Consider the following 23,951-nt stretch of genomic DNA (forward strand, 5'->3'; position numbering starts at 1 on the left):
GATCGGTGGCGCCATACACAATCAGCTCGGCATCGGCCACCAGCCAGAAGGACCGCTGCCGGGAGCCCACCCCACCCATGCCGGAGGCGCTGCGGCCCGAGGCCCAGGGGCCGGCGCCGGAGGCGGAGAACTCGCCGCCGCTCTGCAGGCCGGCGGCAGAGTCGCGCTCGAGCTCGTGGAAGGCCTCGGAGCCGCGGCCCAGGCGGCGCCACTGGCTGGTGGCGCTCTGGTAGAGCCGCTCGTGCAGGCCGGAATCGACCGCTTCGGCGGGAGCCGGCAGGCTGGCGCTGGCGGAGGAGGGGAACGCCTCGAGGGAGAAAGGAACGAACTGATCGAGGATCTGCTCAGAGGGATGCAACGACGGCACCCGGGCGACCGAGGAATAGGCCAGGGAGATCCAGCCGCCGCCACCGCCCTTGCGGTAGCCGAGCTCGACCCGGTAATCGCGGTCGGAGAGGGGAACGGGGAGGTACCACTCGGTGGCATGGCTGTCGACCACCACCTCCTGGAGGGTGTGGGGGTGGGCAGAACCACCGGCCAGACCAGTCACGTCGGCGACGCGCAGGCAGAGCTGGGAGGCACCGGCATGGAGGGCGCCTGAGCGGTCGTCCTCGGAGATGTCCCAGAAGACATAGGCCCACTGGGGATCACGGGGCAGGAAGACGACGCGGGTCTCGGCGGCGGGCCGCGGCGCCGGGAGCATCTCCGCCTCCAGGGCTGCAACCGTCCGTCCCATCTGGACTGAAGTTTCCGTCGGCGCCGCACCGGCGTCTCCGGAGCGATCGGCGATGGCCTCGGCCAAGCCCCCCTTGTCCTGGGCGCTGTAGCGCTGAATTCCCAGGCTCCTGGCCAGCTCGCGCAACTGACGCATGCTGAGGTCGGCCAGGTTCGCGAACGGGTTGGTCCTGGCCATAATATTTCAACAATTGTTACATCCCATCATCACCGACGCGATTAGGTCGGGATCGCTTTTGTCAGCGGATAGCGACAACCCGAAAAGCGGCCGGGATCATCGGGCCGCAGCGGCATCGGGCCCTGCGTGAGGTCGGCGCCACGGCGCTCCAGCGGCCGGCTCGGGCGCTCCGGAACGCTTGCCAGCAGGGCCGACACCGTCAGCAGGGACCCCAGCGTCAGCCAGAGGCCCCAGCGACGGGGCAGGGCCAGGGCGTTGCCGCGCCCCTTCCCGCGGCGGCGCGTGCCGCTGGCGACCCGACGGGCCCTGCCGATCCCCAGCGGCTCTCCACAGCGGGCGCAGACCATGCGACCCGCCAGGCTGCGGTCGGCGCGCACAGCCCAACTGCCGCAGTTTGGACAGCCCATCCCGCATCCGATCCATCACCCCTCCATGGTGGCGGACTGACCTAGAGCAGTGCCGGATCAGCGCCGGCCGGCCGCTCGGCCGGCAGCAGATCGGCCATCAGAAGGAAATCCTCGAACGCAAAACCCGGCCCGACGCAGCAGTGCAGCAGGCTCCATCGCCCCCGGCTGCGGGCCGCCTGCCACCACCCCGCCGGCACGACCTGCAGGGGGCTCGGCTCCGGAGCATCAGTGGCCTCACCGGCGACGGCAGCAGCGACGAGGGGACCGAGGAGCAGCCGTTCGGCTGTGCCTCCCTGCGGCGGCAGCCGCCAGAGGTCGAGGGGATCACCGCCGGCGTGGTGCCACACCTCATCGCCCCCCGCGACCCGGTGCCAGCGGCTGCGCTGCCCCTCCGTCAGCAGGAAAACGATCACCGTGAGTCCGGCGCGTTGCCGCCCGTCCCCGCTGCGCTTCACCTGGCCGGCGGAGCGGTGCAGCTCCCGGTACCAGCCCCCCTCCGGGTGGGGCTGCAGGGCGAAGCGGGCGATCAACGCCTCCGGACGGGGGGCCATGGCCTGACGGCAGGGGGTCGCCGCCGATGATCCCGCGGCAGGGGCCGCCCGGAGTAGAATATTCGTACTGCCGTGGGCCGATGCTTCCCCTCCCTCCCCAGGTACCGCTGCCCCCGCGGCAGGGAGCCGCGGCGCTCCTCTGTCTTTTGGCCACCGAAGCCGTCAGCGCCGGCTTCCCCAGCCCCGCCGACGACTACGTGGAGGCCCGCATCGATCTCAACGTGGAACTGATCCCCCGCCCGCTGTGCACCTTCTTCATGCGCGTCAGCGGCGATGCCATGCGGGGGGACGGCATCGTCGACGGTGACCTGCTGGTGATCGACCGCAGCGTCGATCCCCGGCCCGGCATGGTGGTGGTGGTGGTGCACGGCGGCGCCTTCCTGCTGCGCCGCCTGGCCCGCCGCGGCAGCGGCCTGTGGCTGGTGGCCAGCGACGGCACCAGTCCGCCCTTGGTGCTCCTCAGCGACGAAGGGAGCGGTGGTGGTGGCAGTGGCGATGGCAGTGGCGATGGCAGTGGCGATGGCAGTGGCGCCGATGCAGACCTCTGGGGCGTCGTGATCCACGCCGTGCATCACCTGGCTGGCGCCCCCTCCAGGCGTCACTGATCGGCTTCACGGATCAGCGCGGTGGGGCAGCGCGCGCGAATCGCTGGGAAGGGCAGGAGGGGTCATCAGCAGGCCGCGCCGGCGCAGCTCACGCCGGAATTCACCGGCCAATCCGTCCGCCATCCAGAGCTTGCGCAGATGGCCGAAGATCACCATGCAGCGCAGGGCGATGGTGATGCAGACGAGCACCTGCAGGCAGAGTTTCAGCACGGTGAAAGCAGGTGCGGCGCTGTGCTGACTTCAGACTAGGGGCGCCGGAGGCGCGCGGCCGCCTCCGGCCGGCGGGACAGCGCCGTCCAGGCGTCATGCTGGGGGCGATGAGCGGCAACGCCGCCCCTGCTTGCTTCGATGATCGAGCCTCTGCCGGAGCTGAGCACCGCCGAACTGGAGACCCTGCTGGCCGCCCTCGATCCGTTACTGGATGGCTTCGGCGAGGGGGGCTCCTGCCTGGACGATGCCAGCGCCTTCCTGGAACGGCTGGGCCTGGGCCAGCACAGCGATGGGGAAGGGACGACCTCGCCCCTGCTCCAGTGGCTGGAGAGCTGGCGGGCCGCCGGCGGCAACCGGGCCACCCTGCGGCTGATGGTGCAGACCCTGCTGACGGGACGGCAGGAGGATCTGCCGGACTGATCGGCCGGACGGGATCAGGCGCGGCTGAGGGCATCGGCCATGCGGGCCGTCTGCACGATCGGCCCGACATCGTGCACCCGCAGCACGTCGGCACCGGCGGCGATGGCCTGGGCGCAGACCGCTGCGGTACCCCACAGGCGGGCCCGGGGGCGGGGCTCGGCCAGCACCTCGCCGATGAAGCGCTTGCGAGACGGCCCCACCAGCAGGGGAAAACCCTCCGCCCGCAGCAGGGCCAGCCCCCGCAGCAGGGTGAGGTTGTGGGCGGTGGTCTTGGCGAAACCCAGCCCCGGATCCCAGAGGATCCGCTCCGGGCGCACCCCTGCCGCCAGGGCCCGGTCGGTGGCGCGCAGCAGGTCCTGGCGCACCTCGGCGACCACATCGCCGTAGGTGGCCAGGGCGTCCATCGTGCGGCTGTCGCCGCGGCTGTGCATGAGCACGAAGGGGCAGTCGGCGGCCGCCACCACGGTCAGCAGGGCGGGATCACGGCGACCGGCGCTGACATCGTTGATCCAGTGGGCCCCGGCCGCCAGGGCCGCTTCGGCCACCGGGGCGAGGAAGGTGTCGATCGAGAGCAGGGGACCTCCGGCCTCCGGCGGCGGCAAGGCCGCCAGGATCCGCCCCAGGCAAGGCAGCACCCGGGCGATCTCCACGTCGGCACCGACCTCGGGCGCCCCGGGCCTGGTGCTCTGCCCCCCCAGGTCAAGCAGGTCGGCCCCCTGGCGATGCAGCAGTCGGGCCCGTCGCAGGGCCACGTCGGGGGCCTCGAAACGGCCGCCATCACTGAAGGAATCGGGGGTGAGATTGAGGACCCCCATCACGAGAGTGCGATCCCCCCAGCGGAAACCGGGTGGTGCAGCGACAGGCGGGACGACGCCCACAGCGTTCAGAGCGGCGGCAGGCGGCTCAGACCGGCACCGGCACCTGGTAGTTGGCGATGCGGGCGAAGCTGACCGGATCGAGGGAGGCGCCACCCACCAGCACGCCGTCGATGTCGCTCTGGGCCATCAGCATGTCGATGGTGGCGGGGTTGACCGAACCGCCGTACTGCACCACCACCTCGGGATGGCCCACCCAGCCGCGGATCAGGCCGCAGATGCGGTTGGCCTCCTCGGCGGCGCAGGTCTTGCCGGTGCCGATCGCCCAGATGGGCTCGTAGGCCACGATCAGGCGCAGGGGATCGACGCCCTCCAGCCCCTGCTCCACCTGGCGGTGGATCACCCGCTCGGTTTCTCGGGCTTCGCGCTGGTCGTCGCTCTCGCCGACGCACAGGATCGGAATCAGACCCGTCTTCTGGGCCGTGCGGGCCCGCAGGTTGATCTGCTCGTCGGTTTCGCTGAAGTACTTGCGCGGCTCGCTGTGGCCGACGATCGCGTGGGTGACCCCGTGCTCCAGGAGCATGGGGGCGGAGATCATGCCGGTGTAGGCGCCGCTCTCCTCCCAGTGGACGTTCTGGCCCGCGATGGCAACGCCGGCGCCGGCCAGGTGACGGCAAAGGGTGGGGATGGCCGTGAACGGAGGGGCCAGCACCACCTCCCTGTCATCGGGCAGATCGGCGATCAGGGGCCGGAAGGTGGCCGCAAAGGCCCGCGCCTGGGCGCAGGTCATGTGCATCTTCCAGTTGCCTGCGATGACGGCCTTGCGCACGGGCTCTCCTGTCGGCGACATTCGAGGCAGGTTAAGGCGTGATGCTGCCATCGCTCCCACCCCCCAGCCGCCTGGAGAGCATCAGCACCTCATGGCCGTCGATGGCCACCGCATCGCCGGGAGCCAGCTGGCGGCCGCGCCGGGTCTCGATCGTGCCGTTCACGGTCACATCGCCACGCTGGATGCGCTGCTTGGCCTCGCCGCCGGTGCCAACGAGGCCCTGCCATTTGAGGAATTGATCCAGCTTCAACGTCAGGGGACGCCCGAAGAGCGCTGATAGGGTTCGTCGATGCTTGCACCCTCGCCGGCCGGCTTCCGCAGGCTCTGGCCGCTGCTGAAGCCCCATCGGCGACCCCTGCTGCTAGGGGGGTTGTGCATGCTCGTGTTCGTGGGCTGCTGGCCCCTGCTCGCCTGGCTGGCGGGCCAGCTGATCCCGGCCATCGGCGCCGGCGATTTCGCCAAGGTGTTGCGCAGCGTGGCCGCCGCCCTGGCGGTGTTCCTGGTGCAGAAGATCGCCCAGTTCGGGCAGGACACCCTGCTGGCGGGCCCGGCCCTGCAGGTGAGCCAGGAATTGCGGCGGCAATTGTTCGCCCGATTGCAGCGGCTCGATTTCGGGGCCCTCGAGAAGCTCTCCGCCGGCGATCTCACCTACCGGCTCACCGAAGACGCCGACCGGGTGGGTGAGGTGATCTACAAGACGATTCAGGACACCACTCCCAGCGCCCTGCAGCTGGTCGTGGTGCTGGGGTACATGGTCTGGCTCGACTGGCCCCTGGCCCTGGCCACCTTGCTGCTGGCCCCCCTGGTGGCGCTGATGGTGAGCGCCTTCGGGGCCCGGGTGATGACCGCCGCCGAGCGCAGCCAGAAGCAGGTCAGCGATCTGGCGGCCCTGCTGGCTGAAGCGATCGGTGGGCTGCCCCTGGTGCGGGCCTTCGCCGCGGAGCCCTGGCTGCAGCAGCGGTTCGACACCGAGATCGACCTGCACCGGCGCGCCCGCTACCGCACCCTGGAACTACTGGCCCTGCAGCACCCGGTGGTGGGTTTCATCGAAGCGGCAGGCATCCTCTCGGTGCTGCTGATCGGGGCGGCGCGGATCAAGGCCGGCGGCCTCGACAGCCAGGGATTCAGCAGCTATGTGGCGGCCCTGCTGATGCTGATCGATCCGATCTCCCACCTGACCACCAACTTCAACGAGTTCCAGCAGGGCCAGGCCTCGCTCAAGCGCTTGCGGGCCATCGAGAACGAGCCGGTGGAGCCGCCTGATCACCCCGAGGCCAGGCCCCTGGGAGCTGTGTCCGGGGAGCTTGTGCTGGACGGGGTGAGCTTTGGCTATCAGGGCGGCAGCCCGGTGCTGCGCCAGCTTGATCTCCACATCCTGCCCGGCCAGGTCGTGGCCCTGGTGGGACCCTCCGGCGCCGGCAAGAGCACCCTGTTCTCGCTGTTGCTGCGCTTCAACACCGCCCAGAGCGGCCGGGTGCTGCTCGATGGCCAGAACCTGGCCGACCTGCGGGCCCGTGACCTGCGCCGCGCCGTGGCCCTGGTGCCCCAGCAGAGCAGCGTCTTTTCGGGCACGGTGGCCGAGGCGATCGCCTTCGGCCGCCCCGCCAGCATTGAGCAGATCCGCCAGGCCGCACGGCTGGCCAATGCAGCGGACTTCATCGAGAGCCTCCCCGGCGGCTACGACAGCCGCCTCGAGGAGCGGGGAAGCAACTTCTCCGGCGGCCAGCTGCAGCGGCTGGCGATCGCCCGTGCCGTGCTGGGCAACCCGGCGGTGATGCTCCTCGACGAGGCCACCAGCGCCCTGGATGCGGAGGCCGAAGAGGCGGTGCAGCAGGGCCTGCAGCAGGCCATGGCCGGCCGCACCGTGCTGGTGATCGCCCACCGGCTCGCCACCGTGCAGGAGGCCGATCTGATCGTGGTGCTCGACGGCGGCCGCATCGTCCAGCAGGGCAGCCACGACCAACTCATGGCCAGCGGTGGCCGCTACCGGGAGCTGTGCGAACGCCAGTTCATCCGTCTGGAGGCCTGAATCAGGCCCCCTGGTCGGTCGGCAAAAGGGATCTGGCCTGCCCCCTAGGGTGGTCTAGAACTGCGCCGACCACCTTGGAAACTCCCAGCCAGCAACCGCCCGTGCTGACCTTCGAGGGCCTGCGCTACGACCTCAACGGTCTGCCCGACGAGGTCAAGGAGCTGGTGCGGGGGATGCAGGTGGCCGATGCCCAGCTGCGCATGCACGAAGACACCCTGAAGGTGCTGGCCGTGGGCCGGCAGGCGATGGCCAGCCAGCTCAACGACAAGCTGAAAACGATCACGCCACTGCCCTGAGCCCCGGCACCTAAACCAGGGGGGCGAGATCCTCGAACCGAAACACCTGGCGGCTGGCCGGGGTGTCGCCGTGGGCCTCCGTCTCCACCACCCGCTCGCTCAGCACCCAGGGGCCCACATCCGCCAAGGGCACGAAGGTGTCGGTGAAGCGGCTGGTGCCGCCGCGGGCCTCACCGCTGGCAGGGTCGCTGTAGCGGCTGGTGTAGCTGTGGCTCAGGTAGCCGCTGCCGGTGTCGGTGGTGCTTTCGGTGAAGATCGTCACCACGGTGCCGTGGATGTGGCGGTGCACCATCGTCACCACGTTGTCCTTGATGCGGTAGCGGTCGCCTTCGGCCTTTCCGCCCATGATCACCTCGGTGCCCACCGCATCGGTGTCACCGGCGGTGAAGGTGTTGGCGCCATGGGTCTGCTCGAAGGGACGGCGCACCCGGTGGATCGCCACTTCCCACAGCTGGGAGGCGACGGCCTTGTGGACCTCCTCATCGCTGAGGCCCTCCACCACCGCCTTGAGGTCGGCGCCGACCTGAAACGTGCCTGCGAGGCGCCGGTCGTCCTGCTCCCAGACGCAGCGGCCGCCATAGCCGCCGAAGCCCGGCTCCCAGGTGTAGCGGTTCTCGTAGGCGGCGCGAAAGACCTCGCGCAGGTCGCTGCCGGGGGCGACGGGCTGGGCAGCCAGGGTGCTGGTCACGGGGGGAGGGACGATCGGGCGATCACCCTACCCAGGGTGGGTGAATGTCCTGCAGGGCGGCCACCTCCACCTGCTGCTGCTGCTGAAGGGCGGCGATGGCCTCCACCGCCGCCCTTGCCGCCGCCATCGTCGTGACTGTCGGCACGGCGTAGTCGAGGGCCGCCAGGCGCAGATAGCGGTCGTCGTGGGCGGCCTGGCGCCCCACCGGCGTGTTCACGATCAGCTGCACCAGGCCGGAGCGGATCGCATCCTCGATATTGGGGCGGCCCTCATGCACCTTGAGGACCGGCTCCACCGCCAGGCCCGCTTCGGCCAGCATCGCCGCGGTGCCGGCAGTGGCGGTGAGGGCAAAACCCGCCGCCAGAAGATTCCGGGCCACCGGCACCAGGGCGGGCTTGTCGCGGTCGTGGGTGGAGAGGAACACGGTGCCGGCGGTGGGCAGGGGTTCACCGGCGGCGAGTTCGGCCTTGGCGTAGGCCAGGCCGAAGCTGGCGGCGATCCCCATCACCTCACCGGTGGAGCGCATCTCCGGACCCAGCAGGGTGTCGGCGCCGGGGAAGCGCTTGAAGGGCAGCACGGCCTCCTTCACGGTCTGGCGGGGCGGCTGGGGCTCGGCCAGCAGGCCCAGCTCCGCCAGGGTGCGGCCGGCCATCAGCTGGCTGGCGATCTTGGCCAGGGGCACGCCGGTGGCCTTGGCCACGAAGGGAACGGTGCGCGAGGCCCGCGGGTTGGCTTCGATGATGAACACGGTTTCATTGCCGGCACCATCGTTCTGCACCGCGAACTGCAGGTTGATCAGGCCGCGCACCTCCAGGGCCAGGGCCAGGTCCGAGCTCCAGCGGCGGATCGTGGCCAGGGCCTCGGGCCCCAGGGACACCGAGGGCAGGGCGCAGGCGGAATCGCCGGAGTGGATCCCGGCCGGCTCGATGTGCTCCATCAGCCCGCCGATCACCACCGTCCCCTCCCGATCGCAGAGGGCATCGACATCCACCTCGATGGCGTTCTCCAGGAACTGGTCGATCAGCACCGGGTGGTCGGGTTCCACCTGCACGGCTTCCACCATGTAGCGGTTGAGCTCCTCCTCGTCGAAGACCACCTCCATGGCCCGGCCCCCGAGCACGTAGCTGGGACGCACCACGACGGGGTACCCCACGGTGGCCGCCACCGCCCGGGCTTCGGCCTGATTGCGGGCCAGGCCGTTGCGGGGCTGGCGGATCTCCAGGCGCCGCAGGATCGCCTCGAACTGCTCCCGGTCCTCGGCCCGGTCGATCGATTCCGGTGAGGTGCCCCAGAGGCGGGTGCCGGTGGCGCGGCCTTCTTCACTCGCCAGCCAGCGCAGCAGGGGGAGCGCCAGCTTCAGGGGGGTCTGGCCGCCGAACTGGACGATCACCCCCTCGGGCTTCTCCGCCTCAATGACGTTGAGCACATCCTCAAGGGTGAGGGGCTCGAAGTAGAGGCGATCGCTGGTGTCGTAGTCGGTGGAGACGGTTTCCGGGTTGCTGTTGACCATCACGGTGGCGAAACCGGCCGCCCGCAACGCGAAGGAGGCGTGGCAGCAGCAGTAGTCGAACTCGATGCCCTGGCCGATGCGGTTGGGACCACCGCCCAGGATCATCACCTTGCGGCGGGTCTCGGGGGTCACCTCGTCCTCGGGGGCGAGCACGGTGAGGGAACCGTCGGCCTCCAGCCGCTCCAGGGGCCGCTCGTAGGTGGCGTAGTGGTAGGGCGTGGAGGAGGCGAACTCGGCGGCGCATGTGTCGACCGTCTTGAACACGGCCCGAACCCCCAGGGTCTGGCGCCGGCGGCGCACCGTCAGTTCGTCGCTGCCGGTGGCCCAGGCGATCTGCCGGTCGCTGAATCCGCACTGTTTGAGTTCCAGGAAGTCCCCGGCACCGATGGCCTCCAGCGACCTCCCCCGCAGCAGGGCGTTCTCGATCTCCAGGATCCGGCGCAACTTGGCCAGAAACCAGGGATCGATGGCACTGAGCCGGTGGATCTCGTCGTCGCTGCGGCCGGCGACCATGGCGGCGCGCACCGCATGGATCCGGTCGGGCGAGGGGATGCGCAGCTGGCGCTCCAGGTCGGCCGCATCCAGGGGAAGGTCTGGGCGGTCGCAGCCCCAGCCGGCATGGCCTGTTTCGAGCGACCGCAGCGCCTTCTGGAAGGATTCCTCGAAGCTGCGGCCGATGGCCATCGCTTCACCCACCGACTTCATCGAGGTGGTGAGCACCGCCGGTGAGCCGCGGAACTTCTCGAAGGCGAAGCGGGGGATCTTGGTGACGACGTAATCAATCGTCGGCTCGAAGCAGGCCGGTGTGGCGCCGGTGATGTCGTTGACGATCTCATCGAGGGTGTAGCCCACGGCGAGCCGGGCGGCGATCTTGGCGATCGGGAAGCCGGTGGCCTTGCTGGCCAGGGCCGAGCTGCGGCTGACGCGGGGGTTCATCTCGATCACCACCACGTCGCCGTTGGCAGGGTTGATGGCGAACTGGATGTTGCTGCCGCCGGTGTCCACGCCGATCTCGCGGATGATGGCGATCGACTGGTCGCGGAGGCGCTGGTACTCCCGGTCGGTGAGCGTCTGGGCCGGGGCGACGGTGATCGAGTCACCGGTGTGGACCCCCATCGGATCGAGGTTCTCGATCGAGCAGACGATCACCACGTTGTCGGCGGTGTCTCGCATCACCTCGAGCTCGAACTCCTTCCAGCCGAGCAGCGACTTCTCGATCAGGATCTGGGAGACGGGGCTGGCCTCCAGACCGCTCTTGCAGAAGGCCTGGAATTCCTCGGGGTTGTAGGCGATGCCGCCGCCGGATCCCCCCAGGGTGAAGGCTGGGCGGATGATGCGCGGATAGCTGCCGATGTCCTCACCGACGCGGATGGCCTCCTCGAGGTCGTTGGCGATCCCCGATGGGCAGACAGCCACGCCGATGCGGGCCATCGCCTCCTTGAACAGCAAGCGGTCCTCGGCCTTGCGGATCGCCGCGAGGTCGGCGCCGATCAGTTCGACGCCGTAGGCGGCCAGGGTGCCGTTCTCGGCCAGGGCAACGGCAAGGTTGAGGGCGGTCTGGCCGCCCATGGTGGGCAGAAGGGCATCGGGGCGTTCCACCTCGATCACCCGGGCCACCACCTCGGGGGTCAGGGGCTCGATGTAGGTGCGATCCGCCAGGTCCGGATCGGTCATGATCGAAGCCGGGTTGGAATTCACCAGCACCACCTCGTAGCCCTCGGCCCGCAGGGCCTTGCACGCCTGGGTGCCGGAATAGTCGAACTCGCAGGCCTGGCCGATCACGATCGGTCCTGACCCCAGCAGCAGGATGCGCCTCAGATCCGTGCGGCGGGGCATAGGGCGTGGACGGGCAAACCCGCCCAGCCTCTCACGGTCGCCGTCCCGACCGGCCTGTCCGGCCCGCTGGCACCGCAGGCAATCGCTAATCTGATGGAATACCTAATGCCCGAGACGCCGCCGATGAGCGAACTCCAGCGCCTGAAGGGGATGCTGCCCCCTGAGATGCAGAGCTGGGTGTTCGTGGAAGCGGCCGCCTCCGTGGACCCACCCTTGGTGACGATCGAGGAGATCGGTCGTGACGAGGTGGAAATTCAGGTGGATCTCGAGAAATGGGACGGGCTGGCCCTCGACCATCGCAATCTCCTCTTCTGGCACGAGGTGGGCCGCATCCAGAATGATGCGATCCCCCGGGATGGCTGGGAGATGGCGGCGTTGGCCATCGGCCTCGGCGGAGCGATTGGCGAACTCTGGGTTCAGGACGGGCTGCTGTTGGTGATGGCCCTGGGCCTGTCCGGCTTCGCCGGCTACCGCCTTTATCTGAAGAACAACTCCGAGAAGCGACTGCAGGACGCGATCCTGGCTGACGAGAGGGCCATCGACCTGGCCTGTCGTTTTGGGTACAGCTTGCCCAACGCCTACAAGAGCCTGGGGGGCGCCCTCAAGGAGCTCGTCGAGCAAACCCGCAAGAAGCGTCGCCGCACCTTCTACGAAGATCGCCTCGAGGCCCTGCGCAAGAGTGCCGGCAAGGCCCGTGCCGAAATGGCACAGCAACAGGGCTCCCGCCAGTCGGTCACCAGTGAGAACGTTTATGGATAGTCGCGACTTCGCCCTGCTCGCCGCCGAAGCCTGCGATGACCGCAAGGCCGTTGATATCCGTCTGATCCGTGTGGATGAGATCTCTTCTTTGGCCGACTGGTTCGTGATCTGCAGCGGTCTCAGCGACGTGCAGGTGCGCGCCATCGCCCGCTCGGTGGAAGATCGGCTCGAAACCGACGCGGCCCGCCTGCCCCTGCGGCGCGAGGGCCAGAGCGAAGGCCGTTGGGTGCTGCTCGACTACGGCGAACTGATCGTTCACGTGCTCACCCCCCAGGAACGCAGCTACTACGACCTCGAATCCTTCTGGGGCCACGGGGAGCAGGAGCGGTTCGTCAGCTCCCCGATCGAGGTGAGCGGTGCCACCCAGGTCGGCGGCTGAGGGAAGGTCAAATGGCCGCCGGCATTCCCAGCCTGCCCAGCCAGGACGCCCCCTGTCCGGTGCCCCCGGCCCAGCGGCCCCTGCAGGAATACGACCAGCTCAGCCGCTCCTGGTTCTTTCGCTGGCCCGCCGCAGGCCCCAGAGGCCTTTGGCGCCCCCTCGGTCTCACCTGGTTGCTGTCCTTTCCCCTGGCGCTGCTGGTGGCGGGGGGCAGCATCCCTTTGCGCCACGATCCGCCGCAGCTGGTGATCGCTGCGGCAGCTGCTGCCGTGCTGCTGCCGATGTTCCTGCTGCTGCGCCAGTGGCTCGGCTGGACCTATGTGCAGAAGCGGTTGGTTTCGGAAAAGGTCGAGTACGAGGAATCGGGCTGGTATGACGGCCAGGTTTGGGAAAAACCGATCACCTGGCGCCAACAGGATCTGCTCGTAGCCAGGCACCAAGTCCAACCCGTGCTGGCCCGCCTGCACCAGGCCATCGCCGTGGCCATCGTCCTGATGCTGGTCGGGACGGGGCTCTGCCAGGCTCTGTGAGGTCGGCCTCCACGGACCCTTTCAGACCGCCATGACCCTGTCCTCCAGCTTCGCCGGCCCGGGCCGCCCCGGCATTCCCCCCCTGGAGGTCCGCCTGCTGCGCAACGGCATTGTGGAATCGAGGCACCGGGTGCATGCGGTGGTCTGCGACCAACGGGGCAGGGTGCTGATGCGCGCCGGAGACCCCCAGCAACTGAGCTTCGTGCGCTCGGCCCTCAAGCCCTTCCAGGCCACCGTCTTCGTGGGCAGCGGTGCCGCCGATCGAATGGGGGCCGGCGAGCGGGGCCTGGCGATCGCCTGCGCCTCCCATGCCGGCACCGCCCAGCAGGCCCGGGAGGCGTTCAAGCTGCTCTGGGGGGCCGAGCTCGACACCGAGGACCTCCAGTGCCCCACCCCAGCCGGGGGCAGCAGCCCGCTGCAGCACAACTGTTCTGGAAAGCACGCGGCCTTCCTGGCCGCCTGCCGGCAGATGCACTGGCCCCTGGAGAGCTATCTGCAGAGCGACCATCCCCTGCAGCAGGCGGTGATCAAGCGGGTCGGGGAACTGCTGGGTCTGCCGGGCGCCGAACTCATCAGCGCAAGGGACGACTGCGGCGCCCCCACCTTGCAGTTGCAGCTTGCCCAGATGGCCCTGCTGTATGCCCATCTCGGTGGCGGGGAGCAGGCCGACCTTGAACGACTCAGCCGGGCGATGCTCGCCCACCCCGAACTGATCGCCGGCGAAGGCGAGTTCGACACTGAAGTGATGCGCCTGGGCCACGGCCAGGTGCTGAGTAAGGGAGGGGCGGAGGGCATCCAGTGCCTGAGCCGGGTGGGCGAGGGCATGGGGGTGGCCATCAAGGTCGACGACGGCGCCCGTCGGGCTAAGCAGGCGGTGGCCCTGCACCTGCTCGAACAGCTCGAGTGGCTCACCCCCACCACCCTGGTGGAGCTGCGCCAGCGCTACCTCGCCCCCGCCGACCACCTGCGCCTGGAGGTGATCGGCGAGCTCCGTTTCGATGGCGCCCGTTCCTGAGGCGGGCTGCCGATTCCCCTGACCCCATCAGGCGATCCAGGGGCGGGCGCATCAGCTGATACGATCTGTTGGTGCGACGCGGGGTAGAGCAGTCTGGTAGCTCGTCGGGCTCATAACCCGAAGGTCAGGAGTTCAAATCTCCTCCCCGCCACCAACTCCGGAAGTCCTCAAAGGGTTTCCATCCAGCAACCCTCCAGCCACCGGCTGGGGGGTTGTTGTTGTATGGCTTCGATCACCTCCGCGATCACCGCCTCGATCCAGGCATGCTGCCGGCCCTCCCCCTTCCGCTAGCTCAGATTCCTTGGCAGGCGCAGGCTCAGGTTCCGGCGCGGGCAGAGGAGGGTCCCCTGGCACCGAAACCCCTGAGCGCCCTGCCGGCGGACCTGCAGCCCCTGGTGCGGGACCTGCAGCGGTTCGGATTCAGGCTCCAGATCAGCGCGCCACCGCTGCGTGGGGCCTACGGGCTGTTTGAGGCCGGTTCGCGGCGGATCTGGATCGCCCCGATCAGCTTTGAGCTGGGCATCGCCCGTCAGACCTTCCTCCACGAAGCCGTGCATGCGGTTCAGAGCTGCCCGACCGGCAAGGTGACACCGATCGGCTGGCGACTGCCGCCGATGCCGCCGGTGGTGCGCCAGGAGATCGGGGGGATTCTCACCACCCGCTACCACGGCCATCGGGTGGCCGAACAGGAGGCCTTCCACCTCCAGGGTCAGCCGGACGCCGTGGCCCAGCTGATGCAGGCCCTGCGCCGTCGTTGTGGCCTGCCGCGGCCGGCAGCCGCTCCTCCATGATGCCGGGACCGGTTCGCCTGCGATGTCCGCCGCCCCATCCCCCTCCACCGGCAGCGAGCCCCCCTGGGACGCTGTGGTGGTGGGGGCGGGGGCCAATGGATCGGTGGCCGCCATGGTGTTGGCCGAAGCAGGGCTGCGGGTGCTGGTGCTCGAGGCGGGGCCGGAGCTTTCGGCCCGGCGGGCCCTGGGCAGCGAACCGCTCAACAGCCTGCGCCGTCTCGCCCACCTGAGCAGCGGCCGCCAGCGCCTGCAGCGGCACCATCCGGGCTTCTGGAAGCACAACCCCGAGCTGTTCGTCGACGAGCGCCAGAACCCCTACAGCACCCCCCCGGACGCTCCCTTCCTGTGGACCCGGGGGCGCCAGGTGGGCGGCAAGAGCCTCACCTGGGGGGGCATCACCCTGCGCCTCTCGGAGGCTGAGTTCCAGGCGGCCCGGCGGGATGGCCATGGCCCGGCCTGGCCGATCGGCAGCGCCGAGCTGGCACCCTTCTACGACCGACTGGAAACCCTGCTGGGGGTCCATGGCCAGCGGGATGGCCTGAGCCAGCTCCCTGACGGCCAGTTCCTGCCGCCGCTGCCGTTCACGCCGGGGGAGCGGCATCTGCAGGGGGCCATCGCCAGGGACCTGGGCCTGCCGCTGATCCACTCCCGCGGCTTCCGCCTGCACCGGCCCTCCCCGGCGGCGCCCTGGCCCCCCTCCAGCGCCCAGGGCCTCAGCCTGGCCAGGGCCCTGGCCACTGGCCGCGTGCAGCTGCGCAGCGGGGCGGTGGTGAGCCATCTGGAGATGGGGGCGGGGGGGTGTCGGGCCGAGGCGGTGGTGCTGGTGGAGGCGACAAGCGGCCGGCGGGAGCGGATCGCCGCCCCCCTGATCGTGCTCTGCGCCTCGACGATCGAAACGGTGCGCCTGTTGCTGCATTCGAGCGACGCCATGCGCAGCGGTGGCCTCAGCGACCCCTCCGGAAGCCTGGGCTGCTTCCTGATGGACCACATCTCCACCAGCCGGTTCTTCTCGATCCCCGCCATCGAAGCGCCGGCCGAACCCGCCGAGCTCTCCGGCGCCGGAAGTTGCTTCATCCCCAACACGGTGAATCTGGACGAGCGCCGTCAGGAGGACTTTCTGCGGGGCTACGGGATCTGGGCGGCCCTGCAGCGCTTCGATCCCCCCGCCCCGCTCAGGCGCCGCCCTGGGGAGGCGGTGGGATTCCTGATCGGCCATGGGGAAGTGCTGGCCCGGGAAGGGAACCGGGTGAGCCTCGATGGCTCCCGCACCGATGCCTGGGACCTGCCCATCCCCCACATCGAGTGCCGCTGGGGCACCAACGAGCGGGCGATGGTGGCCCACATGCAGGGGCGCATGGAGGCCGTGGTGGCTTCGGCGGGAGGCCGCATCCGGCCCATCGAGGAACTGTTCGTGCTGCCCCTGCTGGAGCCCCTGATCCGCAACAGCCTGGCGGTACGCCCCGAGCCCCCACCGCCCGGGTACTACATCCATGAACTGGGCGGGGCCCGCATGGCCGACCGCCCGGAGGAGGGTGTCGTCGACGCCTGGAACCGTTGCTGGGGAGCCCCCAACGTGCTGGTGACCGATGGGGCCTGCTGGCCCAGCGCCGGCTGGCAGAGCCCCACCCTCACCGAGATGGCGATCACCTGGCGCGCCTGCGCCGCCGCCGCCGCCCGGATGCGACGCGCCTGACTGCGCCGGTCAGGAAGCCGTCACAGGAGAGGAATGGTGGTGTCGATCACCACAATCTTCCCCGTGGAGCGAGCGCACAATGACGGGGCGACCTCCGAAGGGTCGGGCAAGGGAGAAAACCATCAGCGGGGGTTGGCACCCTCGCTTTTTTTTGTCTCAGGGTTTCTGGAAAAGTCCGTCGAGGTAGTGCTGGGAAACGACGGGCTCCTGGCAGCCGTTCTGGAACAGGAATCCAGCCAACGCTGACGTGATGACGCTGTATTGATCCCAGTGGGGATGGGTCTTGATGAAATCCCGCATGCCTTCGTAGAGCACCTCCGGCACCTCAGCTTCCAGACTGACGTTCGCTTCGTCGCCGACGCACCCCGGGCACTCTGGATCCATGGCCATGCTGGTGGGGGGCTGCTGGGGTCGCCCCAAGTACGCCACAGGGAAGGCTCAGCGTCAAAAACGCCCTCATGGGAGCCACCATCGGCTTGGGGTGATGAGACCCGTTGCCCCGGCAGGGCCAACGCTGGGGTGTCCCACAACACGCCAGCGGCCGACGGCCACTGGCGAGCACTGTCAAGTCCTTTCCGAGCAATCCTTCACTTTCCCCAGCCCCCAGGCCCCAGGGCCGCCGGGACGGCCCCATCTGTGGAAAAAGCCCCTTGAAACGGGGGAAAACGGCATTGAGGTGGGGGAAAGCCCCGAACCATCGGGAAAAATGATCAGAGCCGAGTCTCTCGAGTCCAATCAAGGGACGAAACCGCGATGTCATCAGACCCTGACGCGCAGGCTCAGTCGGCAGGACGCCGCAGGGTGAGGGGGCCCAGCGGGTGGTCGGCATGGGGATAGATCGGATGGTGGTGGTGGCCCTCCTGGCCGTGGTCCTGACCGTGGCCTTGACCGTGGCCATGACCTCCGGCTGAGCCACCCACCGGCAGGGGCACCCCATCGGGTTGGCAGGCTCCCGTGCACTCCCGCTCGCAGAGGGTGCAGCTTTCCACCAGCCCTTCGACGTGGTGGTGGTGGCTGTGCTGGGGCGCCCCCACCTCCCGCTCGAACCCCAGCACCTGGGCCCGGTACTTGCACAGGGAGCAGTTCATGTTGGCCTCACCCCCCAGCACCTCAGCGACCCGCTCCCGGAAGGTGTCCAGCACCAGGGGATGGTCGCCGAGGTAGCCGGCCTGGACCATCTCCACCTCGGGATGGTCGGCAGCGACCCGCTCGCTGTGCTGCCGGATCCGGCTCACCAGCACTCCGGAAAACAGGAAGTAAGGGAAGACGACGATGCGCCTGTGGCCGAGCTTGAGCGCCTGGCGCAGGCCAGGCTCCACCAGGGGGAAGGTGACACCGGAATAGAGCGTTTCCCCCCAGCCGAAGCCGAAGCCCTCCACCAGCATCCGCATCACCTTGGCCACGTTGGAATTGGCATCCGGGTCGGAGGAGCCGCGCCCCACCACTGCCAGCAAGGTCTCGTGCAGCGGAACGGGGCTGCGACCCTCCGCAAGGGCGGCGGCATCGGCGACCTCGAGGGAGGCCCGGATGCGGGCGGCGGCGGCCTGGATCATCTTGAGATCCACCCCCAGCTCCCGGCCGTAGTCGATGCGCAGCCCCGTTTCGGCGGCGTAGGTGTTCAGCACCGAAGGGATGTCGTTCTTGGCATGGCCTGCGGCGAACAGCATCGCCGGCACCGCCAGCACGTGGCGTACGCCGCGGTCGCGCAGGGCGTCCAGTCCGTCGCGCAGGATCGGCCGGGCGAACTCCAGGTAGCCGTGGTCGACGGGAACCGGATCGAGGTGGTGCTGCAGCTGGTGGGCCAGGGAAGCGAATTCGGCCACCGCCAGACGGTTGCGACTGCCATGGCCGCAGATCAACACACCGATCGGGCCGTGGGGTCCCTCCAGGGCGCCGTCTCGGTCAGGGGCGGTGGTCATGGACGTCTGCACGTCGATCGACCCTATTCCCGCGGCTGGGACCAGGCGGGAAGCCGCCAGGATGGGGGTCAGCCACCGGCACCCATGAGCCTGCACCTGCCCCCTTACCGGCCCCTGCCCCCACCGGGTCCCAGGGCGGAACTGCTCAGCGTCGCCATCGCCGATCTTCACCCCACCCAGATGTGCGTGGGCTTGGCGGAGGTGCGCAGTCGCCAGCAGGACTTCTCCCAGGAAACGGCCGAGCAACGGTTGCGCTACCTGCGCGGCAAACCCGTGCCCCTGGTGCGCGGTGGGGCCGGGGCGCTCTGGATGGTCGACCGCCACCACCGCCTGCGGGGGCTGATCGAAATCGATCCGGCCGCCCTGGCCTATGGCTACCTGGTGCTGGATCTGCCTGGCAACCCACCGGAGGCGGTGCTGGCCGAACTGCAGACGCGGGGCTGGCTGTACCTCTATGACGGCCGCGGCCATGGCCCCCTGGCGCCGGCAGCCCTGCCGCAGCGGCTGCCGGATCTCCAGGACGATCCCTACCGCTCCCTGGTGTGGCGACTCAAGAAGGAGGGAATGATCGATCCTGCCCCCCTGATCCCCTTCCACGAGTTCCGCTGGGGAGCCTGGCTGCGCAGCCGCCCCCTGCCCCCCTTCAGCTCCAGCAACCTGGCCCCGGCCCTGGCCGCCGCCCGTTCCCTGGTGCGCTCCGGTTCCGCCTCGCACCTGGCCGGCTGGAAGCGCTGAAGCCCCACGCCTCAGGCCTCAGTCGGGCCTGTTGCGGGGCGGGGCGCCATCCCCGGCCAGCAGCAGCCGTTCCCAGCGATTGAAGCGCTGGGCCAGAAGCAAAGCAGCTCCGGTCAGCAGCAGTGCCACGACCAGAACCTGGGGGGTCTGCCACCAGGCGACCGCCAGCAGGGCCAGCCAGGGAATCGCCTGCAGCAGCGGCCGCCAGCGCCGCAACCCGCGCAGGGCGCCGCTGCAGGCTGCGCAGTGCGCCCCGTGGCTGGCCCAGCGATCCATCAGCGCCGCCTGCTCCAGGCGAGGGGGCAGGGGCTGGCCAGGGAAGGGGTCGCCATCGTGGTGATTGACCCAGTCGTGCAGGGCCTTGACGTAGACATCGGCACCGGTGGCCAGGAAGAACGCCCGCTCGGCCCCACCGCTGCGACCCCGCTGCTCCAGCACCCGCTCCTGCCAGTGCAGGAACACCTGGTCGTCCTCGAGCACGGTGTGGTTGGCGATGTGCTGCAGCCAGAGGGGACGCAGACCCAGCAGCAGGGGGGGAAGGCGGGATTCGAACTGGAAGGGGAAACGGGCGAACAGACGGCATTCGCCCCGGCGGATCGGCGTCGCATAGACCACCGTGAGGATGCGGGCGAAGCCCGGCGCCGTGAGCTCGTGCCACATCAGGCCGGGGGCGGCGAAGGTGGTGGACTGGCTGCCGAGCGTCCCCTTGCGAGGCCCTTCCTGCCACAGGGCGGTGAAGCCCTGGGGGCCGGCACTGGTGATCGACGCCTTCACCGGGGCGGCGTTCTCCCGCTTTCCCACCGTGCGGTGGTGGGTGAAGGGCACATGGCTCACGTCAAGGACGTTTTCCAGCAGGGTAAGGGCATCCATGGGCAGATCCCGGAACGTGTCCTGCACGAACCAGCCCGACTCCTCCAGCACCGGCACCAGGGGCAGGGGCACCGCCGCGGCCGCAGCCGCCTCGCCGGCAAACACGAACAGGAGGCCCTGGCCCTCGGCGGTGGCGTAGGCCCGGCAGCTGGAGCGGAGGGCGCTGGGGGTCGATCCCGCCTCGGCCTGGGGGATGGCCGTGCAGTGGCCATCGCCGGCGAAGGTCCAGCCGTGGTAGGGGCACTCCAGCTCGCCGGAGCCGTTGAGGCGCCCCTGGCTGAGGGGCACCAGACGGTGCGGACAGACATCGGCGAAGGCGCGCCAGAGCTGGCCGGGGCCATCCCACCAGAGCACCAGATCTTCCTCCAGCAGGGTGAAGGCGGTGGGCCTGGTGCGGTCGAGGTCCCGCAGATAGGCCACCGGATACCAGTGCTGGTGCCAGGCGGAGTTCGTCATGCTGCCGATTCTGCTGGGGGGGCCGGGCGGCTGCGCGGGCCTGATCGCTGCCGCGGCTGCGCTGTTCCAGGGCCTTGACTAGACAGAGGGCAGACCCGCAGCTCCCATGTCCTACAGCCATCTCCTGGTGCCCAGCGACGGCTCCGAACTCTCGATGCAGGCCGTGCGGCAGGCCGTTGCGCTGGCCGCCGCCCTTGGGGCCCGCATCACCTTCTTCCATGCCCAGGCGAGCGTGCCGGTGCAGGTGGTGGGACTCGGCGAGATGCTCGATGCCACCACGATGGAGGCCCTGATGAGCGCCAGCCGCAAGGACGGGGATCGCATCCTGGAGGAGTCGCTGGCGGTGGCGAAGCTGGCCGGCGTCAGCGCCACGGCCGAGCGTGTGCTGAGCGACCTGCCCCACCAGGCCATCGTTGAGGCCGCCACCCGGCTGGGCTGCGACCTGATCCTGATGGCTTCCCACGGCCGCCGCGGCCTGGTGGGGATGCTGATCGGCAGCGAAACCCAGCGGGTGCTTGTCCAGTCCCCCTGTCCGGTCCTGGTGGTCCGATGAGGGAGTCCCCCTCCGGCGGGGGCGACGGCGCCGCGGATCGGGCCTACGACATCCTGCGTTCCCAGCACCAGCCGCTGGCGGCCCTCTTCTCCCCACGCAGCGTGGCGGTGATCGGGGCCTCCGACCGGCCGGGCAGCGTCGGGCGTGGGGTGCTCTGGAACCTAATCAGCCATCCCTTCGGCGGCACCGTCTACCCCATCAACCCCAAGCGCCCGAGCGTGCTGGGGATCCGGACCCACGCGTCGGTGGCGGAGGTGCCCGAGCCGGTGGACCTGGCCGTGATCGCCACCCCCGCCGCCACGGTGCCGGCCCTGATCGAAGAGTGCGCGGCGGCCGGGGTGAAGGGCGTGATCGTGCTGTCGGCGGGGTTCCGGGAGATCGGCGCCGCCGGCATCAGCCTGGAGGCCCGCATCCGCGATGGCCTGCGCCGCACCGGCATGCGCCTGGTCGGCCCCAATTGCCTGGGGCTGATGAATCCCCTCACCGGCCTCAACGCGACCTTCGCCGGCGCCATGGCCCGCCCCGGTCACGTGGGCTTCCTGAGCCAGTCGGGGGCCATCTGCACCGCCGTCCTCGACTGGAGCCTGCAGGAGAACGTGGGCTTCAGCGCCTTCGTGTCGATGGGCTCCATGCTCGATGTCGGCTGGGGGGATCTGATCACCTACCTGGGGGACGACCCCCAGACCCACAGCATCGTCATCTACATGGAATCGATCGGTGACCCCCGCTCGTTCCTCTCGGCGGCTCGGGAGGTGGCCCTCACCAAGCCGATCGTGGTGATCAAGGCCGGGCGCTCCGCCGAGGCCGCCCAGGCGGCGGCCTCCCACACCGGGGCCCTGACCGGCAGTGACGCCGTGCTGGATGCCGCCTTCCAGCGCTGCGGTGTGCTCCGGGTCGACAGCATCGCCGACCTCTTCGACCTTGCCGAGGTGCTGGCCAAGCAGCGCCGCCGGCCCAAGGGGCCTCGGCTGACGATCCTCACCAACGCCGGGGGGCCCGGGGTGCTCGCCACCGATGCCCTGGTGCGCCACGGCGGTCAGCTGGCCACCCTGGCCCCGGCCACCCTGGCGGCCCTCGACGCCGAGCTGCCGCAGTACTGGAGTCGGGCCAATCCGATCGACATCCTCGGGGATGCGGATCCGGAACGGTACGAACGGGCCATCCGCCACGCCCTCGACGACCCCGGCAGCGACGGTCTGCTGGTGGTGCTCACCCCCCAGGCCATGACCGACCCCACCAGCACTGCCGAGCGGCTGGTGGCCCTGGCGGCGACCACCACCAAACCGCTGCTGGCCAGCTGGATGGGGGGACAGGCCGTGGAGGCGGGGGAGCGCCTGCTGAATGACGCCGGCATCGCCACCAACCGCTACCCGGACGCCTCCGTGCAGCTGTTCGATGCCCTCTGGCGCTACAGCGACAACCTGCGCGCCCTCTACGAAACCCCGGCCCTGGTCCCCGAGACCGAAGCGACGGGCGACGCTGAGCACCATGCCGATCGCCAGCGGGTGGAAACGCTGCTGGCGGGGGTGCTGGCCCAGGAACGCACCCTGCTGAACGAATGGGAGGCCAAGCAGGTGCTGGAGGCCTATGGCATTCCCACGGTTCCCACCCACATGGCCAACAGTGCCGAAGCGGCAGCGGCGGCCGCCGACGCCATGGGCTACCCGGTGGTGGTGAAGCTGCTCTCCGCCGAGCTCACCCACAAGAGTGACGTCGGTGGGGTGCAACTGAACCTGCGCGACGGCGCCGCGGTGGCCCAGGCGTTCCACACCATGCAGGCCGCGATCGTGGCGCAGCACGGGGAGAACGCCTTCGGCGGGGTGACCGTTCAGCCCATGCTGGAGCTGACGGGCGCCTATGAACTGATCGTCGGCAGCAGCATTGACCCCCAGTTCGGCCCGGTGATCCTGTTCGGGACCGGTGGCCTGCTGGTGGAGGTCTTCCGCGACAGTGCCGTGGCCCTGCCGCCGCTGAACACCACCCTGGCCCGCCGGCTGATGGAGGGCACCCGCATCTATGCGGCGCTGCAGGGGGTGCGCGGCCGGCCGCCGGTGGATCTGGCGGCGCTCGAACGGCTGCTGGTGCGCCTCAGCCGGCTGGTGCTGGAGCACCCAGCCATCCTCGAACTCGACATCAATCCCCTGCGGGTGACACCGGGCGACGGGAAGGGATCCATCGTGGCCCTGGATGCCCGGGTGTTGCTGCAGGAGTCCTCCGGGGCGACCTGTTTCACCCCCAGGCCGGCGATTCGGCCCTATCCCAGCGAATACGTGCGTTCCTGGCAGCTTCCCGACGGCTCAGCGGTGACGCTCCGGCCGATCCGGCCTGAGGACGAACCCATGCTGGTGGCCTTCCACCGCACCCTCTCGGAGCAGAGCGTCTACTTCCGCTTTTTCCATCTGATGACCCTGGGCCATCGCATCGCCCACGAACGGCTGACGCGGATCTGCTTCACCGACTACGACAGGGAACTGGCCATGGTGGCGGAGCGCGCGGGCGAGAACGGCGCCGAAGCCGAGTTGCTGGGGGTGGGCCGGCTCAGCAGGATTCACGACGAGAACGCGGCCGAGTTCTCGATGCTGATCGCCGATCCCTGGCAGCGGCAGGGATTGGGCACCACGCTGCTGAACCTGCTGCTGGAGATCGGCCAAGCGGAGGGGCTCGAGCAGATCTGCGCCGAGATCCTGCACGAGAACAGGGGCATGCAGCACATCTGCCAGAAGCTGGGCTTCCGGCTCCGGCCCACGGCCGAGTGCGTGCATGCCGAGATCAGCCTGCTTGATGCTGCAGCTGCCAGGCCCGCTGCAGATCCACCCGGGTGACCCGGAACCCCAGCCGGCGGGCGACCAGCAGCAGTTCCGCTCTGGAGCGGCAATGGCGCAGCCCACGGCGGATCACCTCATCCGTCTCGGCCTCGTCGACGAGGCGCTCCAGTTCGCTCCAGCTCATCGGGTCCTCCCGCCCTCTGATCCACGCTGGCAAGGGCCGGCCGATCTGACCAGGGACCGACAACAAGCGATGCAGAGGGGTGCAGGCCGCCAGTCGCATCTTGTCGGACATCCCTGGGGAACCGTTCATGGATCGGTCACATGACTTCGCTTGATTGATGTCATCCCCACCTCAGGGGTCGCTCCTCACAACG

26 protein-coding genes and 1 tRNA gene are annotated in these 23,951 nt (G+C 69.6%); 14 read left to right on the forward strand and 13 right to left on the reverse strand.

The genetic code is table 11. From position 1 onward, the window contains the following. From KQ305_RS05205 to KQ305_RS05215, 3 genes are all read right to left on the reverse strand, one after another. Positions 1-913: DUF4912 domain-containing protein (locus tag KQ305_RS05205; RefSeq protein ID WP_259724365.1), on the reverse strand; the 913-nt coding region annotated here is incomplete at its 3' end. Positions 914-954: 41 nt separating this feature from the next. Further along, positions 955-1,320, reverse strand: coding sequence for a hypothetical protein (locus KQ305_RS05210; RefSeq protein ID WP_259724366.1), 366 nt, complete (start codon positions 1,318-1,320; stop codon positions 955-957). Between the two features lie 41 nt (positions 1,321-1,361). Beyond that, positions 1,362-1,871 carry a cupin domain-containing protein gene (locus tag KQ305_RS05215; RefSeq protein ID WP_259724367.1) on the reverse strand — a complete coding sequence of 170 codons (510 nt, stop codon included), beginning with the start codon at positions 1,869-1,871 and terminating at the stop codon, positions 1,362-1,364. Positions 1,872-1,951: 80 nt separating this feature from the next. Between KQ305_RS05215 and KQ305_RS05220 the strand changes: the two genes are divergently transcribed. After that, positions 1,952-2,476: a LexA family transcriptional regulator gene (locus KQ305_RS05220; protein ID WP_259724368.1), complete on the forward strand. Its 525-nt coding sequence runs from the start codon at positions 1,952-1,954 to the stop codon at positions 2,474-2,476. Between the two features lie 6 nt (positions 2,477-2,482). Here KQ305_RS05220 and KQ305_RS05225 read toward each other — a convergent pair whose 3' ends face one another. After that, positions 2,483-2,686 carry a hypothetical protein gene (locus tag KQ305_RS05225; protein ID WP_259724369.1) on the reverse strand — a complete coding sequence of 68 codons (204 nt, stop codon included), beginning with the start codon at positions 2,684-2,686 and terminating at the stop codon, positions 2,483-2,485. 138 nt (positions 2,687-2,824) lie between these two features. Here KQ305_RS05225 and KQ305_RS05230 point away from each other — a divergent pair, with 138 nt between their 5' ends. Beyond that, positions 2,825-3,106: a hypothetical protein gene (locus KQ305_RS05230; RefSeq protein WP_259724370.1), complete on the forward strand. Its 282-nt coding sequence runs from the start codon at positions 2,825-2,827 to the stop codon at positions 3,104-3,106. A gap of 14 nt (positions 3,107-3,120) precedes the next feature. On the opposite strand, the gene folP is transcribed toward KQ305_RS05230, so the two are convergent. The 3 genes from folP to KQ305_RS05245 all read right to left on the reverse strand — a co-directional run bounded on the left by folP (position 3,121) and on the right by KQ305_RS05245 (position 5,000). After that, on the reverse strand, positions 3,121-3,921 hold the full coding sequence (folP, locus tag KQ305_RS05235) for a dihydropteroate synthase (protein WP_259724371.1): 801 nt from the start codon (positions 3,919-3,921) through the stop codon (positions 3,121-3,123). A gap of 88 nt (positions 3,922-4,009) precedes the next feature. Further along, complete coding sequence (gene tpiA / locus KQ305_RS05240; protein WP_259724372.1) at positions 4,010-4,771, reverse strand: triose-phosphate isomerase; 762 nt, start codon at positions 4,769-4,771, stop codon at positions 4,010-4,012. 10 nt (positions 4,772-4,781) lie between these two features. Continuing rightward, positions 4,782-5,000 (reverse strand): RNA-binding S4 domain-containing protein, encoded by a 219-nt coding sequence (locus tag KQ305_RS05245; RefSeq protein ID WP_259724373.1) that lies wholly within the window; start codon positions 4,998-5,000, stop codon positions 4,782-4,784. A 39-nt stretch (positions 5,001-5,039) separates the two neighbouring features. Here KQ305_RS05245 and KQ305_RS05250 point away from each other — a divergent pair, with 39 nt between their 5' ends. After that, positions 5,040-6,779, forward strand: coding sequence for an ABC transporter ATP-binding protein (locus tag KQ305_RS05250; RefSeq protein ID WP_259724374.1), 1,740 nt, complete (start codon positions 5,040-5,042; stop codon positions 6,777-6,779). Between the two features lie 74 nt (positions 6,780-6,853). Next, the gene (locus tag KQ305_RS05255; protein ID WP_259724375.1) at positions 6,854-7,075 is read left to right on the forward strand and encodes a DUF6447 family protein; all 222 of its coding nucleotides are present in this window, start codon (positions 6,854-6,856) and stop codon (positions 7,073-7,075) included. Positions 7,076-7,085: 10 nt separating this feature from the next. Here KQ305_RS05255 and KQ305_RS05260 read toward each other — a convergent pair whose 3' ends face one another. Then, positions 7,086-7,763 carry a DUF3386 domain-containing protein gene (locus KQ305_RS05260; RefSeq protein WP_259724376.1) on the reverse strand — a complete coding sequence of 226 codons (678 nt, stop codon included), beginning with the start codon at positions 7,761-7,763 and terminating at the stop codon, positions 7,086-7,088. 22 nt (positions 7,764-7,785) lie between these two features. Then, positions 7,786-11,109 (reverse strand): carbamoyl-phosphate synthase large subunit, encoded by a 3,324-nt coding sequence (gene carB, locus KQ305_RS05265; protein ID WP_259724377.1) that lies wholly within the window; start codon positions 11,107-11,109, stop codon positions 7,786-7,788. A gap of 123 nt (positions 11,110-11,232) precedes the next feature. Here carB and KQ305_RS05270 point away from each other — a divergent pair, with 123 nt between their 5' ends. From KQ305_RS05270 to KQ305_RS05300, 7 genes are all read left to right on the forward strand, one after another. After that, positions 11,233-11,868 (forward strand): DUF3318 domain-containing protein, encoded by a 636-nt coding sequence (locus tag KQ305_RS05270; protein WP_259724378.1) that lies wholly within the window; start codon positions 11,233-11,235, stop codon positions 11,866-11,868. Next, entirely contained in the window at positions 11,861-12,247 is a 387-nt protein-coding gene (rsfS, locus tag KQ305_RS05275) for a ribosome silencing factor (protein ID WP_259724379.1), read from the forward strand. Before KQ305_RS05270 ends, rsfS begins: the two co-directional genes overlap by 8 nt. 11 nt (positions 12,248-12,258) lie before the next feature. Beyond that, positions 12,259-12,777, forward strand: coding sequence for a CGLD27 family protein (locus KQ305_RS05280; RefSeq protein WP_259724380.1), 519 nt, complete (start codon positions 12,259-12,261; stop codon positions 12,775-12,777). A gap of 31 nt (positions 12,778-12,808) precedes the next feature. Next, positions 12,809-13,792 (forward strand): asparaginase, encoded by a 984-nt coding sequence (locus KQ305_RS05285; RefSeq protein ID WP_259724381.1) that lies wholly within the window; start codon positions 12,809-12,811, stop codon positions 13,790-13,792. A 77-nt stretch (positions 13,793-13,869) separates the two neighbouring features. Further along, positions 13,870-13,946 (forward strand) — tRNA-Met (locus tag KQ305_RS05290). 109 nt (positions 13,947-14,055) lie between these two features. Beyond that, a complete protein-coding gene (locus tag KQ305_RS05295; RefSeq protein WP_259724382.1) occupies positions 14,056-14,583 on the forward strand; it encodes a hypothetical protein in 528 nt (175 codons plus the stop codon). A 22-nt stretch (positions 14,584-14,605) separates the two neighbouring features. Beyond that, entirely contained in the window at positions 14,606-16,276 is a 1,671-nt protein-coding gene (locus KQ305_RS05300; RefSeq protein WP_259724383.1) for a GMC oxidoreductase, read from the forward strand. 156 nt (positions 16,277-16,432) lie between these two features. On the opposite strand, the gene KQ305_RS05305 is transcribed toward KQ305_RS05300, so the two are convergent. Both KQ305_RS05305 and KQ305_RS05310 read right to left on the reverse strand, forming a co-directional pair. Further along, positions 16,433-16,666, reverse strand: a complete 234-nt coding sequence (locus KQ305_RS05305; protein ID WP_259724384.1) for a DUF2811 domain-containing protein — start codon at positions 16,664-16,666, stop codon at positions 16,433-16,435. A gap of 389 nt (positions 16,667-17,055) precedes the next feature. After that, on the reverse strand, positions 17,056-18,195 hold the full coding sequence (locus tag KQ305_RS05310) for a sirohydrochlorin chelatase (RefSeq protein WP_259724385.1): 1,140 nt from the start codon (positions 18,193-18,195) through the stop codon (positions 17,056-17,058). Between the two features lie 84 nt (positions 18,196-18,279). Between KQ305_RS05310 and KQ305_RS05315 the strand changes: the two genes are divergently transcribed. Next, a complete protein-coding gene (locus KQ305_RS05315; protein WP_259724386.1) occupies positions 18,280-18,930 on the forward strand; it encodes a ParB-like protein in 651 nt (216 codons plus the stop codon). A gap of 18 nt (positions 18,931-18,948) precedes the next feature. Here the strand turns inward: KQ305_RS05315 and KQ305_RS05320 are convergent, their stop codons facing one another. Next, positions 18,949-20,256 carry a Rieske 2Fe-2S domain-containing protein gene (locus tag KQ305_RS05320; RefSeq protein WP_259724387.1) on the reverse strand — a complete coding sequence of 436 codons (1,308 nt, stop codon included), beginning with the start codon at positions 20,254-20,256 and terminating at the stop codon, positions 18,949-18,951. A gap of 106 nt (positions 20,257-20,362) precedes the next feature. Here KQ305_RS05320 and KQ305_RS05325 point away from each other — a divergent pair, with 106 nt between their 5' ends. Together KQ305_RS05325 and KQ305_RS05330 are read left to right on the forward strand one after the other, a co-directional pair. Continuing rightward, positions 20,363-20,809 (forward strand): universal stress protein, encoded by a 447-nt coding sequence (locus KQ305_RS05325; RefSeq protein ID WP_259724388.1) that lies wholly within the window; start codon positions 20,363-20,365, stop codon positions 20,807-20,809. Continuing rightward, positions 20,806-23,631, forward strand: a complete 2,826-nt coding sequence (locus KQ305_RS05330; RefSeq protein WP_259724389.1) for a bifunctional acetate--CoA ligase family protein/GNAT family N-acetyltransferase — start codon at positions 20,806-20,808, stop codon at positions 23,629-23,631. The genes KQ305_RS05325 and KQ305_RS05330 overlap by 4 nt, the downstream gene beginning before the upstream one ends. Here the strand turns inward: KQ305_RS05330 and KQ305_RS05335 are convergent. After that, complete coding sequence (locus KQ305_RS05335) at positions 23,579-23,887, reverse strand: Nif11-like leader peptide family natural product precursor (protein WP_259724390.1); 309 nt, start codon at positions 23,885-23,887, stop codon at positions 23,579-23,581. The two genes, KQ305_RS05330 and KQ305_RS05335, sit on opposite strands and share 53 nt — an antisense overlap. Positions 23,888-23,951: the final 64 nt, after the last annotated feature.

Origin of the sequence: Synechococcus sp. CS-1332, from assembly GCF_025127995.1 — a bacterium.
Lineage (GTDB): Bacteria > Cyanobacteriota > Cyanobacteriia > PCC-6307 > Cyanobiaceae > Cyanobium.

What these genes read in the sequence shown, in the direction of transcription:
- KQ305_RS05210 (WP_259724366.1), bottom strand. Translation starts at nt 1,320, where the DNA reads ATGGGCTGTCCAAACTGCGGCAGTTGGGCTGTGCGCGCCGACCGCAGC.
- KQ305_RS05215 (WP_259724367.1), bottom strand. Translation starts at nt 1,871, where the DNA reads ATGGCCCCCCGTCCGGAGGCGTTGATCGCCCGCTTCGCCCTGCAGCCC.
- KQ305_RS05220 (WP_259724368.1), top strand. Translation starts at nt 1,952, where the DNA reads ATGCTTCCCCTCCCTCCCCAGGTACCGCTGCCCCCGCGGCAGGGAGCC.
- KQ305_RS05230 (WP_259724370.1), top strand. Translation starts at nt 2,825, where the DNA reads ATGATCGAGCCTCTGCCGGAGCTGAGCACCGCCGAACTGGAGACCCTG.
- folP (WP_259724371.1), bottom strand. Translation starts at nt 3,921, where the DNA reads ATGGGGGTCCTCAATCTCACCCCCGATTCCTTCAGTGATGGCGGCCGT.
- tpiA (WP_259724372.1), bottom strand. Translation starts at nt 4,771, where the DNA reads ATGTCGCCGACAGGAGAGCCCGTGCGCAAGGCCGTCATCGCAGGCAAC.
- KQ305_RS05250 (WP_259724374.1), top strand. Translation starts at nt 5,040, where the DNA reads ATGCTTGCACCCTCGCCGGCCGGCTTCCGCAGGCTCTGGCCGCTGCTG.
- carB (WP_259724377.1), bottom strand. Translation starts at nt 11,109, where the DNA reads ATGCCCCGCCGCACGGATCTGAGGCGCATCCTGCTGCTGGGGTCAGGA.
- KQ305_RS05270 (WP_259724378.1), top strand. Translation starts at nt 11,233, where the DNA reads ATGAGCGAACTCCAGCGCCTGAAGGGGATGCTGCCCCCTGAGATGCAG.
- rsfS (WP_259724379.1), top strand. Translation starts at nt 11,861, where the DNA reads ATGGATAGTCGCGACTTCGCCCTGCTCGCCGCCGAAGCCTGCGATGAC.
- KQ305_RS05280 (WP_259724380.1), top strand. Translation starts at nt 12,259, where the DNA reads ATGGCCGCCGGCATTCCCAGCCTGCCCAGCCAGGACGCCCCCTGTCCG.
- KQ305_RS05285 (WP_259724381.1), top strand. Translation starts at nt 12,809, where the DNA reads ATGACCCTGTCCTCCAGCTTCGCCGGCCCGGGCCGCCCCGGCATTCCC.
- KQ305_RS05295 (WP_259724382.1), top strand. Translation starts at nt 14,056, where the DNA reads ATGCTGCCGGCCCTCCCCCTTCCGCTAGCTCAGATTCCTTGGCAGGCG.
- KQ305_RS05300 (WP_259724383.1), top strand. Translation starts at nt 14,606, where the DNA reads ATGTCCGCCGCCCCATCCCCCTCCACCGGCAGCGAGCCCCCCTGGGAC.
- KQ305_RS05305 (WP_259724384.1), bottom strand. Translation starts at nt 16,666, where the DNA reads ATGGCCATGGATCCAGAGTGCCCGGGGTGCGTCGGCGACGAAGCGAAC.
- KQ305_RS05310 (WP_259724385.1), bottom strand. Translation starts at nt 18,195, where the DNA reads ATGACCACCGCCCCTGACCGAGACGGCGCCCTGGAGGGACCCCACGGC.
- KQ305_RS05315 (WP_259724386.1), top strand. Translation starts at nt 18,280, where the DNA reads ATGAGCCTGCACCTGCCCCCTTACCGGCCCCTGCCCCCACCGGGTCCC.
- KQ305_RS05320 (WP_259724387.1), bottom strand. Translation starts at nt 20,256, where the DNA reads ATGACGAACTCCGCCTGGCACCAGCACTGGTATCCGGTGGCCTATCTG.
- KQ305_RS05325 (WP_259724388.1), top strand. Translation starts at nt 20,363, where the DNA reads ATGTCCTACAGCCATCTCCTGGTGCCCAGCGACGGCTCCGAACTCTCG.
- KQ305_RS05330 (WP_259724389.1), top strand. Translation starts at nt 20,806, where the DNA reads ATGAGGGAGTCCCCCTCCGGCGGGGGCGACGGCGCCGCGGATCGGGCC.
- KQ305_RS05335 (WP_259724390.1), bottom strand. Translation starts at nt 23,887, where the DNA reads ATGAACGGTTCCCCAGGGATGTCCGACAAGATGCGACTGGCGGCCTGC.